Source organism: Staphylococcus devriesei (genome assembly GCF_002902625.1).
In the GTDB taxonomy this organism is placed as follows: domain Bacteria; phylum Bacillota; class Bacilli; order Staphylococcales; family Staphylococcaceae; genus Staphylococcus; species Staphylococcus devriesei.
The window spans coordinates 1-14,354 of sequence record NZ_PPRG01000056.1; the positions used below are offsets into that span (position 1 = coordinate 1).

The following is a 14,354-nucleotide window of genomic DNA, read 5'->3' on the forward strand; positions in this document are numbered from 1 at the left end:
AAATTACATATAGCTAATGGAAATATAACAAAGCTATATAAAGGTACGAATATTATATTAGAAAATAAACCTAGCCATTGTAACTGGTTAAAATGATAAATACTAATAATAAATGAGGAAAGTTGAGCGATAAGTGAAAGCAATAGAAAATTTTTAAAAGGTAAACTGCTACAGAGTGGTAAAGACAAAAGTATAAATAAGGAAATTAGAAAAGAGAACTGAAATCCTACATCATATATAATATTTGGATAACACATCGTTAACAAAATAAATACTAATCCTAATATATCTATGGAAGTTATTTTGTATTTTCGAGGAAGTACAATGAATATAATAGTTCCAATAATAGCTCTTAAAGCGCTTGGTGCAAAATCAGTATAAAAAGCAAATAGTATTAATAGTAAAATAATTATAGTATTAATAATAAACTTAGGTAAATTAAATCTTACTAAGCTTTGATATACAATAAAGGAAATGGTAGCTATATGTGAACCACTGACTGCTAATAAATGATAGATTCCGACATCTTTGACTTCTTCAATATAGTTTGAGTTTATTGCACTAGTATCACCAAAGATTAAAGCTATAATTTTTTCCGGTTCACGTAAAGTAGATTTATAAAGTTTGTTATAAATAAAATTCAAATGACGATTAATAAAAGTGGTATTATTAATATTATGACATGAATTGTAGTCCACATTTTTCACGAAAACATAAGCTCTACCATTAAAAATATTGGTAATATCCCCTTTAATTTGACACGCTTTATATTCTAAATTGAGTGACTGCGTATTTTTATATTTAAATGTAAATAAATAATCTACATTATTATAATAAAAATCCCCTTTGATAAGATGATGAGCTATCTTAAAATTATTACCAAATTTCACTTCTGAATTAATACTATGATTATTCGTTGCCTGCGTAATTAATCTATTATTTAATTGGTTCATTATGTTGAATTGCTAGGAAACCTATAATAAAGAATAAGCTTAAAATAATAATAAATTCTATGTGAAATCGTTTTTGCGTTATTATTATACATAAGATTGTAGCTACAAATAATGAAAATAATTTTAAGTGTAACCATAATATACCTGTTAAAAAACTTAATGCGATGTAAATCATAAATTATTCTGTTAAGTATTGAGCTACTTTACTAGGAGAAAAAGCTATTTTTTTATATTCAATGCCTGACTGGTTTAATAACTTAAGCGCATAGTCATGATTATGATAGTCTTGAGCATAATAAATTCGAGTGATACCAGCTTGAATGATTGATTTAGTACAGTTTAAACAAGGGAAATGTGTAACATAAATTGTTGCCCCTTCAGTAGATACTCCTTGTTTAGCACATTGTAATAAAGCGTTCATTTCTGCATGAATAGTTCTAATACAGTGCCCATCTTCAATTAAGCAACCTTCGTCTATACAATGAACTTCCCCCGCTACTGAACCATTATATCCTCCAGCTATTATTCTGTTATCTTTTACTATTGTAGCTCCAACAGAGAGTCTTTCACATGTTGAACGTAATGCTAATAAATGACTTTGAGCCATAAAATACTCGTCCCATTTAATTCGTTCCATTTAAACAGCTCCTTTTAAAAATATATTAATTATTATAGTTTAAGTTTCAATTCAATCCAATATTATTTTATTCATACAGTAAAATATTCTTTAATTTTTTCAAATGTTTTTTCACCTATTCCTTTTATCTTTTTTAAATCCTCTACATTTTGAAAGGTTCCCGTTTTTTCTCTATAGCTTATTATTTCTTTAACTTTTGTAGGCCCTATAACTGGTACATTGAGTAATTCACTCTCACTACTTGTATTTAAATTGACTTTATTATTAGTAGAAGACTGATTTGGGTTACTTGATTTAGTAACACCACTATTCGTAGGATTAAAAACTGATTCGGATTTAGAATTATTTTCATTTTTATGAGGAATATAAATCATCTTTTGGTCTACAAGCTTCTCCGATAAATTAATTTGCGAAATGTCAGCATCTTTTAATAATTTCGCCTTAGTTATTAAATCATTGATTCTACTAGCAGAGTTCATTTTATAAACACCAGTTTTTTTTACTGCTCCTTTTAAGTCAACATATATAGTTTGGTTGTCTTGTTGATCGGTTTTATTATCATCGCTTGATGTTCCTTTCTTATGATCAATAGCATTGGGCTGGTTATCTGCTGAATATTCATCTTTCATGCGTTTGTTTTGACTATATTTGATAGTATTACTATCATATTCATCTCTTTGGGACACACTATTATGTAGAGTGATATAAAAAATTATGCTAATCACTATAATACTTGCAATTATATATAGTTGCCATTTCTTTAAAAACATTATCATTTCGTGTTTACTTTTAAACAAAAAACTCATCTCCTTATACATATAAACGTATAAGAAGATGAGTTTACTTTAATTTTATTTACGAGCTACAAAAAATAATCGCTCACCTTTATTATCATGGTTATCTTTGTTAAAATCTACGAATGTTTCAATATTAGAGAAACCAACTTGCTTTAATAATTGAATATAAGTATCTTGTTCAAACGTCCTTTGGTAATGAGACTCAATAAATCTATGATAATTACCATCACTATTTTTTATAAAAAAGTTCATATCATGGAATACACTATATGGTTCTTCACCAGCAATAGCTTCCCATGCTAAGAACACTTGTTCATTCTCATCAATATAACATTGATTATTAAATAACGTATTCATTTTAAAAACGGTATGAACATCAAATATAAATATGCCAGAGTCATCTAGATGTTGCATTACACATTGAAACGTTTGTTGAACATCTTCAATATCTGGTAAATAATTCAGTGAATCACAAAATATTGTAATAACATCAAATTTAGCATTTAATGAAAAATCGGTCATATCGCCTTCTAACCAAGTAACTTGGTTAGATTTACTTATAGCAATAGATAGCATATCAACGCTCAAATCTATGCCTGTAACCGAACCAATAGATGTAAGTTTTGAAGTTAAGCTTCCAGTGCCACAACCAATATCAAGTAGCTTTAGATCTTTATTAAATGGTCGTGTATAATATTCAACTATATCGTACCATTTATCATAAGGTTGATCTTGAGCTAATTGGTCGTATACTGCACTCATTTCGACATACTGAGACATCTTAATACACGGCCTCACCATATGTTTCTATTGGCGCATCTTGATATAGTTTCTCAATATTGTAATAGTTTCGTTCGTCTTTATGGAATATATGAACCACAACATCAGCTAAGTCAATAAGCACCCATCTTGCCCCTTGATAACCTTCCATACGTTTAACATCTATATCGTTTTCATGTACGGCTTCTTTCACGGCCCGAGCTATTGATTGTACTTGTCGTTCATTATTACCATGACAAACTACAAAATAATCAGTCATATCACTAATACCTTGCATATTAAGAGAAACAATATCTTCTGCTTTTTTATTTTCTGTCGCATTGACAGCAATATTTAATAATTCTTCTGAATTCATTTAATCATCCTTTATTCTTTGATCACTATAATTATAATAGTTTAAACATGAAATTGTCGCACCAAAAACTGTTATATCTTTATTGATTAGAAACAATACTGTACGCTTAGATATTTCATAAATTGTTTTATCTAAACTATCTTGATTGTATGCCATATCTCTGATTTCTTCAACTCCTGGAGTTTTTCTGCCAGGTTCAATATAATCAGCAATAAACACTAATTTCTCAGTTTTAGTCATTTCTTTGCGACCAGTAGTATGATTTTTAATGGCTAATAATACTTCTTCATCTTTAACATTAAAATCAGCTTCCATTATAGCAGCACATACTGGCCCATGAAGAATTTCTCCTCCATAACTTAATAATTCACTATCTAAGTCATATTGTCGAACAATTTGATACATAGTGCTTAATTCATCATATTTACAATAGTCATGTAACACTCCAGCTAATTCAGCTTTCTTTTCATCGCCATCGTAGATTTTAGCGAGTTTAACTGCAGTTTCAGCAACTCTTAATGAATGTTTAAATCGTTTTTCAGGCAATTTATCTTTAACAAGTTCAACAGCTTTTTTAATCTTCATAGAATCCTTCCTCTCTAATATAGTTATTAACATTATGAGGGACCAAGATGTTGATTGTTTCGTGGTTTTTAATTCTCTCTCTAATCATAGAAGAGCTAATATCCATACGCGGTATATTAATCGAAATCATACCGTTTTCCACTTCTTGGAAATCTGTATCTCTGTTTACGATAATGAATGTTATCAATTGCTTTAACTTATCAATTTCATACCATTTATCTAGTTGTTTATACTGATCAGTACCAATAACAAAATAAAAGTCAGCATTGGGATTATCAGAAACTAAGCTTTTTAATGTTTCATACGTATAACTCTGACCTTTTCTTTCTAATTCAGAATAACAAATATCTCCAAATCCTAGCTCTTCTATAACCATTTCAATCATTTTAATTCTAAATTTAGCATCTAAATAATCTTCATGTGTTTTTAAAGGTGCCATATAACTTGGCAAAAAGTAAAATTTATCAGGCTTTATTTGTGAGAATACTTCATTAGCAACTAACATATGGGCCGTATGAATCGGATTAAATTGACCGCCATATAAAACAATTTTTTTAGTCATATTAAAATTAAGGTAACGTAATTTGTTTATTATCTTCAGATTCTCTGTAGATAACAATCATAGACCCTATTATTTGAACAATATCACTATTAGTTGCTTCGCTTAATGTAGTAGCTAATTCTTTTTTATCATCAAAATTATTCTGTAAGACGTGGATTTTAATTAATTCACGTGTTTCAAGGGTATCATCTATCTGAGATACCATATTTTCATTTATACCTGCTTTTCCTATTTGAAAAATAGGATCAATATTATGCGCTAAGCTTCTTAAATATCTTTTTTGTTTTCCTGTTAGCATGTTACTCTCCTTGTAATTTTTTTAGTACTGCATATTTCATTTCTTGAATGTTAGGTTGTTTACCTGTCCAAATTTTGAAACTTTCAGCTCCTTGATATACAAACATATCAAGTCCATTATGAATATGGTTTCCTTTTGACTCAGCTATTTTTAAAAATGGTGTTTTATAAGGTATATAGACAATATCGCTAACGAGTGAATTAGGTGATAAATTTTCAAGACTAATTACGCTCTCAGTATTATCGTTTAAACCTGCAGATGTAGTATTAATAATAATATCAAATTCATCTAAATAATTTTCAGCTTCCTTAAGCGAAATAGCATTTATATCTAAATTCCAACTTTCAAAACGGTTCATCGTTCTATTTGCAACAGTTAACTTAGGTTGAACGTAATTACTCAATTCATTCGCTATACCTTTACTCGCACCGCCAGCACCTAAAATTAAAATATATGCATTGGCAACATCAGGATATATTTGTTTTAAACCTGTTAAATATCCTAAACCATCCGTGTTATAACCAATCCATCTATTATTAACTATTTTAACAGTATTTACAGCACCGACTGCTCGTGATTGCTCATCTATTTCATCTAAATAAGGTATAATTCGCTCTTTATGAGGAATCGTTATATTAAACCCATCTAGTTGCTTTTCTTCAATAATTTCGCGAATACGATGAAAGTCATTTATTGGGACATGTAAAGCTTCGTATGAGGCTTCCATACCTAATGCTTCAAAGTTAGCATTGTGCATTATTGGAGATAAGGAATGTGAAATAGGATCGCCTATAACCGCATATTTCATATACAAACCACCTTACATTATTGAATTACGTAATATGACATCGACATTTTTAGGCACTCTTACTATTACCTTCGCCCCTGCTTCAATAGTAATAAAGCCTAATCCTGAAATCATAACATCACGTTTTTCTTTTCCAGTTTCTAATCTGACCGCCTTAGTTTCATTCATGTCAAATTGCGTTGGATCACTAGGTGGCGTTAACACATTTCCAATTTGATTACGCCATAAGTCATTCGCTTTTTCAGTCTTAGTTCTATGAATATTTAATTCATTTGAAAAATAACATACCAACGGCCGTTTGCCTCCAGAAACATAATCAATTCTTGCTAAACCACCAAAAAATAATGTTTGACCTTCGTTTAGTTGAAAGACACGTTGTTTAATTTCATTCTTAGGAACAATTACTTTTAATTCTTTGTCAGAAACATAATGGGTCATTTGATGAGCTTGGATAATACCTGGAGTATCAAACATGAATGACGTTTCATCTAATGGAATATCAATCATATCTAAAGTAGTTCCAGGAAATCTAGAAGTGGTTACTACGTTTTTCTCACCAACACTTTCTTCAATAAGTTTGTTAATAAGCGTAGATTTACCCACATTAGTAGTTCCGACGATATAAACATCATTGTTATTACGATGTTTATCAATAGTTGTTAGTAACTCCTCAATGCCCCATCCTTTGTATGCAGAAATTAATACAACTTCCTCAGCTTCCATTCCGTATTTTCTAGCCGTTTTCTTGAGCCATTCTTTAACGCGACGTTTATTTATTTGTTTAGGAAGTAAGTCTAATTTGTTCGCTACTAAAATGATTTTTTTATTCCCCACAATACGTTTTAACGCATTAATAAAAGAACCTTCGAAGTCAAAAATGTCGACCACATTAACTATAATACCTTGTCGCTCAGCTAGACCGTTAAGTAAATTTAAAAAGTCATCACTATCCATTCCAACATCTTGAATTTCATTATAATTCTTTAGTCTAAAACATCTTTGACAAATAACATCTTCTCTAAAAAGGTTGTGCTCAGGCACATAACCTGGCGCATTTTTATCTTCAGATTGTAATGGTGCTCCACAACCAATACATTTTAAAGTATCATCCAATCAATTTTCCTCCCATGTAATATAACCTTTATTCTTGAAGTAATTTAATAACCGACGTTCAATGATTCTATTAAATCTAGTCACTAACCCGTCTGTTCTTTTTACAGGAACTACCATAATCGTATACAAGCCATTGCGATTACCTCCGAAGACATCTGTTAACATTTGATCTCCAATAACAATCGTTTCTTCTGGTTTGATATTCATATGCTTAATTGCTTTATTAAAAGACTTACCCATAGGTTTACGAGCTTTGAAAATAAAATCTACATCTAAATCTTTTGAAAAACTTGACACACGGTCTTCATTATTATTTGACACAATCGTAATTGTAATGCCTAAATCATTTGCCTTTTTAAACCATTGTTGTATTTCAATAGTCGGTGATTTTACATCCCAACCTACTAGAGTGTTATCTAAATCGGTAATTATCCCTTTGAAGCCAGATTTAGCAAGTTTCTCAATATCTATTTGGAATACTGATTTAACATAATCATTTGGCATAAAAAACTTTTTTATTAATCCCATATATTCGTCACCTTTATCAATTATTTATAGTGTTAAAATTAATTGTTCTACGATAGTACTTGAAGATTTCGCAGCTTGTCCTAAAAATTCTTCAAATGACATTTCTGCTTCACCATTTGCTAAATCCGAAACTGCACGAGTTACAATAAATGGCACTTTGAATTGATAACATGTTTGAGCTATTGCAGTTGCTTCCATTTCCACAGCCATTGCTTCTGGAAATTGACGTTTAAGAACAAGACGCTGTTCTGCACTACCAATAAAGCTATCGCCACTAACAATCTGACCGACTTTAGCATTATAATTTTGATCTGTAATAACTTTTTCAGTTAGAGTTAAAAGTTCATCATTTGCATGGAATTGAGCTGGCATTTGTGGAATTTGACCATATTCATATCCGAATGCTGTTGCATCTGCATCGTGATACATTACATCGTTACTAATTAAAATATCACCTACTGCGAGTTGCTCATCTAAAGCGCCTGCTGAACCAGTATTGATAATAACTTTTGGATTAAATTTTTCAATCAATAAAGTTGTTGAAATTGCAGCGTTAACTTTACCGATACCACTTTGAGTTAAGACAACTTCTTTATCATTTAATTTACCACGATAAAATTTTACATGGGCTACTGTTACTTCGCTCATTTCTGTTAATTTATCTTTTAAAATAGCTACTTCTTCTTCCATAGCTCCTATAATTCCTATCATATTTACACCTCAGTTTTTTTCTTAGCATTTGTTATTTTATCATATATTTTTATACATCACGACAAAGATTATTCATTTATGTTTGCAGAATAATTTTTATTTAAAATGATTTTATAGATACTTTCATAACAATAATACCCACTAGCAAACTTATTTAAATTCGCTCGTGGGTATTAAATGAATTGTTATTATTATTTCTTATTTACTGTGCAAAATAAGAATTAGTATTTAAATTAGAATAGGTTGTTAACTTTTCCATAGAGCTGCCAAATCTTGTAATGAGAATATGCCAGTTACTATTGTTACGATAACTGCAACCACTCCAAACACGACCATCCATGTTGGGTGTTTATAATCTCCTACAATGGATTTTTTACGACTTGCAATTAAAATTGCACCTAAAGTAATAGGTAAGATCCAACCATTTATTGCTCCAGCAATGATAAGTAAACTTATAGGTTTACCAATAAATAAGAAAATTAATGTAGAAATAACGATAAAAGTAATTACGATAAGATTATTTTTATTAAATAATGATTTATGTAAAGTTTTTAAGAAAGTAGCACTTGTGTACGCTGAACCAATGACTGATGACATAGCGGCTGCAAAAATAACTACTCCAAAAATATTTTTACCGATTGGACCGATTGCATGTTCGAATACTGACGCTGGTGGGTTATCAGCACTTAATGTAACGCCAGTAACTACCACACCTAAAACTGCTAAGAAAAGGAGTACACGCATAATACCAGTTGTCATAATACCTGCTATTGCAGAGCGGTTAACAAATGGCACAAACTCTTCACCTTTCATACCAGAATCTAATAATCTGTGTGCACCTGCAAATGTAATGTAACCACCAACAGTACCTCCCACAAGGGTGATAATTGGAAGAATCAATTTAATTGGATGTTCTGGTGCAACTGTATGAACAAGCGCATCAGCATATGGTGGATTAGAGACAACCATTACATAGGCCACTACTAAAATCATTACTACACCTAGTACCATTGAAACAACATCCATAATTTTTTGTCCACTTTTACTCACAAAAATTAATATTGAAAATACTGCAGTAATGGCTGCACCCCATTTTATATCAAGGCCAAACATAGCATTTAATCCTAAACCAGCACCAGCGATATTACCTATATTAAAGGCTAGTCCACCGAATGCAATTAATATTGATATTAAAGTTCCTAAACCAGGAAGCACTTTATTAGATACTTCTTGACCTCGTAAACCTGTTACTACTAAAACACGCCAAATATTAATTTGAGCCCCGATATCTATTAGTATTGAAATCAATATTGCAAAGGCAAAACTAGCGTAAAACTCAGCCGTAAAAACAGCAGTTTGAGTAAGGAACGCTGGTCCTATTGCCGATGTTGCCATCAGAAAAACTGAACCATATAGCAATCGTCTATGATTTTTAGTAAACTTAAAATCCTTTTTCTCTTCTTTTACTTCGTTATTTGGGTTTTGTTGTAAATTTTCTCCCATCGTTGGTACCCCCTATAAGGATTGAATATCAATGCCTTCTTTCGTTAATTTTTTTCTAATTTGTGTTACAAATTCAAGAGCATGTGCTCCGTCACCGTGTACACAAATTGTATCTGCTTGTAAATCAATTTCTTTTCCATTTTTGCTTACTACTTTATTTTCAGTAACCATTTTAATAACTTGATTTAGTGCTTCTTCAGTGTTAGTGATAGATGCATCTTTTTCTTTACGACTTACTAATTGACCATCATCTTCATAGCGTCTGTCTGCAAATACTTCTGAAGCGACTTTAAGACCGACGTTTTGAGCTTCTGAAATAAGTAAAGTGTTAGATAATCCTACGAAAATTAACTCTGGATCAAAATCATAAACGGCTTGAGCGATAGCATGCGCAATTGTTTTATCACGAGCACCCATTTGATAAAGTGCACCATGAGGTTTTACGTGATTAATACGCGTCCCATGGATTTTACAAAAACCGTTTAAAGCACCTAATTGATAGACAACTAAGTTATAAATTTCATTTGGAGCGATATCCATATTGCGACGTCCAAACCCTTTTAAATCTGGGAGTCCTGGATGCGCGCCAATGCCTACACCATGTTCCTTAGCTAATTTCACTGTTTCATTCATTACATTCTCATCACCTGCATGAAAACCACATGCAATATTGGCAGAAGTTATTAATGGAATAATATCAGCATCTCCACCACATGAATAATTACCGAAAGCTTCACCCAAATCACAATTTAAATCAATTTGCATTATAGTTCCACTCCTTTTACTATTTGATGTTTTTCAAGGAATTTTATATCAACTTCACTGGCATCACCATCAGCATATAGTGGATAACTTAGTACTGCATATAAAAAGTCGGCAGTAGTCGTAAAACCTTCAATGACCATTTCATCTAAAGCTACTTTTAGCTTGTTGATGGCTGATTGACGATTAGCATCTTTAACAATAACTTTTGCCACTAACGAATCATAATAAGGTGAGACTTGATAGCCAGGATATAACAATGAATCGACTCGAATGTTAAAACCTTGAGGTAAATGTAATTTTTTCACTTTACCAGGTGTTGGTCGGAATTTCTTTTCAGGATCTTCTGCATTGATTCGTGCTTCAATAACATGCCCATTAAATATAATATCTTCCTGAGTAAATGGAAGTTCATCATGTTGTAATAAGTATAATTGTGCTTGTAATAAATCTCTATCCGCACGCATTTCAGTTACTGTATGTTCAACTTGAATTCGAGCATTCATTTCAATAAAGTAATGTGCATCTTCAGTTACTAAGAATTCGATAGTTCCTGCACTACGATAATTTGATGCTTTTGCCACGGCTACTGCGTCGTTACAAATTTGTTGACGTCGTTCTTCAGTTAAAGCGGCACAAGGTGATTCTTCTATGAGTTTTTGATTTTTACGTTGCACAGAACAATCACGTTCACCTAGATGTACGTAATTCTCTTTACCATCTCCAATAACTTGAACTTCAACATGCTTAGCTACCGGGATAAAGGCTTCCCCATATACTCTATCATCATTAAAATATTTTTTACCTTCACTTTTAGCTTCTTTAAGTGATTTTTCGAGTTGTTCAGGTTCCTTAACAATACGGATACCTTTACCGCCACCGCCACTCGCTGCTTTTAAAACAAGTGGATAACCGATCTCTTCAGCTAATTCTTTAATTTCGTCAATTGAGTCTACTGCATCTGTTGACCCTGGAATTACTGGCACTCCTGCAGAATCAACTGTTTGACGTGCAGTAATTTTGTCGCCCATCATTTCCATTGTTTTTTTACTAGGTCCGATAAAGTGAATATCATTTTCTTCAACTTTTTCAGCAAAAGTTGTACTCTCTGATAAGAATCCATATCCAGGATGAATGGCATTTGCTCCAGTTATTTCAGCAGCGCCAATAATACGTTCGATATTTAAATAACTATCTAAAGAGTTTGCTTCACCTATACACACAGCTTGGTCTGCAAGACTGACATGTAAACTTTTTTCATCACCTTTGGCATAAATCGCAACTGTTTCAATATTCATCTCACGACAAGCTCTAATGATTCGAACCGCAATTTCTCCTCTATTTGCCACTAAACAACGATACATGTACCTGTCCCCCTTATTTAACTTTGACTAGTACTTGATCATACTCAACATTAGTTCCGTCATCTACTACTATTTCTACTACTTCGCCATCAATATCACTTGTGACTTCATTCATTACTTTCATTGCTTCTACAAATCCAATGACATCACCAGATTTTACTTGATCTCCAACTTTGATTTGTGGCTCGGTTAACTCTTTACTATCTTGTAAAAAGAATGTTCCTACCATAGGAGATGTAATTTCTTTAGACGCCTCTTCAGTAGTACTTGATTGAGATTGGCTACTTTCATGTTGATTTGAAGCTGTAGCCCCATTATCTTGATTTTGAGATGGGATAAATGAACTATTTTGAGTCCCTTCAGTGAAATCTAATTCTAATTCATTTTCAAAATCTTTATATTTGAATTTTTTAACGTTATTAGATTTTACTAATTTAATAACTTCTTCTATTTTTTGTATATTCATTTTTAATTATTCCTCCTCGATTATTCTTGCTAATTTATTTGAAGTTGGTCGTAACCACTCAATATTATAAGTTGGACGTGATGCGATACTCTCTAATAGTTCATTAAATTCTTTACTAAACTGTAGTAATTCTTGGTTAGCATCGTTTATTGATATCCACTCAAATTGAATGGTGTCACTAGGCTTGAACTGAGCTAATTTTCTTAAATCTAACTGGCTTACAGTTGCTATCTTAGTATAGCCACCAACAGTTTGCTTATCATTCAATAAGATAATGGGATTGCCGTCGTTAGGTACTTGAATGCTACCCAATGCCACAGGTTCTGAAATGATATCAGCACTATTTTCAGGGGCTATATTATCTCCAATAAGTCGATAACCCATTCTATCTGATTTATCAGAAATACTATATTCTTCTTTAACCAAAGTTCTTTGCTTTTCTTCTGAAAATGCTTGCGCTTGAGGACCTTTGATAATATGAATAATATTATCTTCAGCAACTGCGTTATACGCCGATGATTTGCCTAAGTTTAATTTAAAGTTATCATTAGGAATGATGTTAATGACATCGTTCTTTTTTAATGGTCTACCTTTAAATCCTCCAACCATACTTCTTGTATGTGTTGAATAACTATCGGCAACTTGTTCAATATCTAAAGGTTGTCCAAAGAATATATACCCTCTAGCGCCTTCTATCGCATTACCAATTTCTAATTGATCGCCTTGAGAAACAAATATAACTGTATTTTGAGGAACCTTTCGCTTATTCAACTTAGCATTAAACTGCCCACCAGTAAGTACCACGGTGTTATTTTCATTAAATTGTAATGTCGGTCCAATGATTGTATATTCAAGGCTTGGACCTTGATTATTAATCAATGCTTGTCCAACTTCATAACTATATCTATCCATCGCTCCCGCACTTGAGAAGCCTAGATGTTGATACCCAAAACGACCTTTATCTTGCACGGTAGTAAAAAGACCAGGTTTTATAATTTTAATACTCATTATTAAACACCCACTTCTCTTTATTAAATCTATTTTTAGCAATCTCAGTTTCTATTTCTTTAAAAGTTGATTCGTCAATTGCGTAAAATTTGATATAATCTCCGGCTTCGTAAAGTGTCATTGGCTCAGAGTATTGATTAAACACTTTTAAAGGCGTTCTACCTATGATTTGCCAACCACCTGGCGAATCAGAAGGATAAAGGCCAGTTTGATTATTAGCGATTCCTACAGAACCAGCTTCAATTTTAACTCTAGGTTCTGATCTTCTTGGAGTATGTAAGCGCTCGTCAAGACCCCCTAAGAATGGAAATCCTGGCATAAAACCTAACATATAAACTAAATACTCATTACTACTATGAATATCTATCACGTCTTCAACCGTTAAATTATTATGACTAGCCACTTCTTTTAAATCAGGACCTACTTCATAATTGTAAAGGACCGGTATATGTATTACTCTTTTTTCAGTTTTGGAATCTAAACCTAAACGTTCGATATGATTTAAATCTAGACGTGTTATCAATTCTTCATAATCAATTAAGTCATTATCAAAATTTATCATAATGGCTCGATATGAAGGAACAATGTCTTTTATTGCTGATATATTTTTAGAAAGTATGTATTGTGTCGTTGCATCTACTTCTTTATAATTATCTTCACTTATTTCTTCTTTAAAATATATCAATATTGATTGCTCATTAACTAATTTAATGTCCAATCTATTGCCTCCCCCCTTGGTGTTACTATGTTCTTAATCAACTAAAATAATTAGATAGTTTAAATTTGTTAAATTATTAAAGCACCGTTTTAACAAATACATATAAAATTATACCACCTAATAATCATAGATGTTTAATAAGTATTTCAAATTAAGAATAATAAAAAAGTAAGACTTTATTGTAATCGCTTACTTTGTTGAGTTTATTACTTATTCTCTAGTTGTATTTACATAGTTATTTAAGCATATATCTCATGATTTGTCATGAAAAAGTTCTAATATTTAAATATATTTGACAATGTTTAATAAGAAAGTTGTCAAAAATAAAGTAAATATAACCTAAATAAATCTTTTTACATTTACAAAAAATATTATTAAAAAACCACTTCAATTGCTAATTTAAAAG

General features: G+C 31.5%; 18 protein-coding genes. All 18 read right to left on the minus strand.

The features are described 5' to 3' along the window. The coding region (locus tag CD147_RS09140; protein ID WP_142382046.1) for a ComEC/Rec2 family competence protein at positions 1-953 on the minus strand (953 nt) is incomplete at its 3' end. A gap of 178 nt (positions 954-1,131) precedes the next feature. Beyond that, the gene (locus CD147_RS09150) at positions 1,132-1,590 is read right to left on the minus strand and encodes a ComE operon protein 2 (protein ID WP_103167090.1); all 459 of its coding nucleotides are present in this window, start codon (positions 1,588-1,590) and stop codon (positions 1,132-1,134) included. A gap of 71 nt (positions 1,591-1,661) precedes the next feature. Continuing rightward, positions 1,662-2,387 (minus strand): helix-hairpin-helix domain-containing protein, encoded by a 726-nt coding sequence (locus CD147_RS09155; protein WP_103167091.1) that lies wholly within the window; start codon positions 2,385-2,387, stop codon positions 1,662-1,664. A 54-nt stretch (positions 2,388-2,441) separates the two neighbouring features. Continuing rightward, entirely contained in the window at positions 2,442-3,167 is a 726-nt protein-coding gene (locus CD147_RS09160) for a class I SAM-dependent DNA methyltransferase (protein ID WP_103167092.1), read from the minus strand. A gap of 1 nt (position 3,168) precedes the next feature. Beyond that, positions 3,169-3,522, minus strand: coding sequence for a ribosome silencing factor (rsfS, locus tag CD147_RS09165; protein WP_103167093.1), 354 nt, complete (start codon positions 3,520-3,522; stop codon positions 3,169-3,171). Then, positions 3,523-4,107 (minus strand): bis(5'-nucleosyl)-tetraphosphatase (symmetrical) YqeK, encoded by a 585-nt coding sequence (gene yqeK, locus CD147_RS09170; protein ID WP_103167094.1) that lies wholly within the window; start codon positions 4,105-4,107, stop codon positions 3,523-3,525. It abuts the gene before it with no gap. Further along, positions 4,097-4,669, minus strand: a complete 573-nt coding sequence (locus CD147_RS09175) for a nicotinate-nucleotide adenylyltransferase (RefSeq protein WP_103167095.1) — start codon at positions 4,667-4,669, stop codon at positions 4,097-4,099. Before CD147_RS09175 ends, yqeK begins: the two co-directional genes overlap by 11 nt. A gap of 7 nt (positions 4,670-4,676) precedes the next feature. Continuing rightward, on the minus strand, positions 4,677-4,967 hold the full coding sequence (yhbY, locus tag CD147_RS09180; RefSeq protein WP_103167096.1) for a ribosome assembly RNA-binding protein YhbY: 291 nt from the start codon (positions 4,965-4,967) through the stop codon (positions 4,677-4,679). 1 nt (position 4,968) lies between these two features. Beyond that, on the minus strand, positions 4,969-5,775 hold the full coding sequence (aroE, locus tag CD147_RS09185) for a shikimate dehydrogenase (RefSeq protein ID WP_103167097.1): 807 nt from the start codon (positions 5,773-5,775) through the stop codon (positions 4,969-4,971). Between the two features lie 12 nt (positions 5,776-5,787). Next, the gene (gene yqeH, locus CD147_RS09190) at positions 5,788-6,888 is read right to left on the minus strand and encodes a ribosome biogenesis GTPase YqeH (RefSeq protein WP_103167098.1); all 1,101 of its coding nucleotides are present in this window, start codon (positions 6,886-6,888) and stop codon (positions 5,788-5,790) included. Next, positions 6,889-7,416 (minus strand): YqeG family HAD IIIA-type phosphatase, encoded by a 528-nt coding sequence (locus tag CD147_RS09195; protein ID WP_103167099.1) that lies wholly within the window; start codon positions 7,414-7,416, stop codon positions 6,889-6,891. 24 nt (positions 7,417-7,440) lie between these two features. Beyond that, entirely contained in the window at positions 7,441-8,127 is a 687-nt protein-coding gene (gene mtnN / locus CD147_RS09200; RefSeq protein WP_103167100.1) for a 5'-methylthioadenosine/S-adenosylhomocysteine nucleosidase, read from the minus strand. A gap of 246 nt (positions 8,128-8,373) precedes the next feature. Continuing rightward, the gene (locus CD147_RS09205; protein WP_103167101.1) at positions 8,374-9,630 is read right to left on the minus strand and encodes an NRAMP family divalent metal transporter; all 1,257 of its coding nucleotides are present in this window, start codon (positions 9,628-9,630) and stop codon (positions 8,374-8,376) included. Positions 9,631-9,642: 12 nt separating this feature from the next. Beyond that, positions 9,643-10,395, minus strand: coding sequence for a 5-oxoprolinase subunit PxpA (pxpA, locus tag CD147_RS09210; RefSeq protein ID WP_103167102.1), 753 nt, complete (start codon positions 10,393-10,395; stop codon positions 9,643-9,645). After that, the gene (locus CD147_RS09215; RefSeq protein WP_103167103.1) at positions 10,395-11,756 is read right to left on the minus strand and encodes an acetyl-CoA carboxylase biotin carboxylase subunit; all 1,362 of its coding nucleotides are present in this window, start codon (positions 11,754-11,756) and stop codon (positions 10,395-10,397) included. Before CD147_RS09215 ends, pxpA begins: the two co-directional genes overlap by 1 nt. Before the next feature lie 13 nt (positions 11,757-11,769). Then, positions 11,770-12,222, minus strand: a complete 453-nt coding sequence (accB, locus tag CD147_RS09220; RefSeq protein ID WP_103167104.1) for an acetyl-CoA carboxylase biotin carboxyl carrier protein — start codon at positions 12,220-12,222, stop codon at positions 11,770-11,772. A 6-nt stretch (positions 12,223-12,228) separates the two neighbouring features. Beyond that, positions 12,229-13,230, minus strand: a complete 1,002-nt coding sequence (locus CD147_RS09225) for a 5-oxoprolinase subunit C family protein (protein ID WP_103167105.1) — start codon at positions 13,228-13,230, stop codon at positions 12,229-12,231. Next, entirely contained in the window at positions 13,220-13,948 is a 729-nt protein-coding gene (pxpB, locus tag CD147_RS09230) for a 5-oxoprolinase subunit PxpB (RefSeq protein ID WP_103167106.1), read from the minus strand. The genes CD147_RS09225 and pxpB overlap by 11 nt, the downstream gene beginning before the upstream one ends. Positions 13,949-14,354 lie beyond the last annotated feature (406 nt).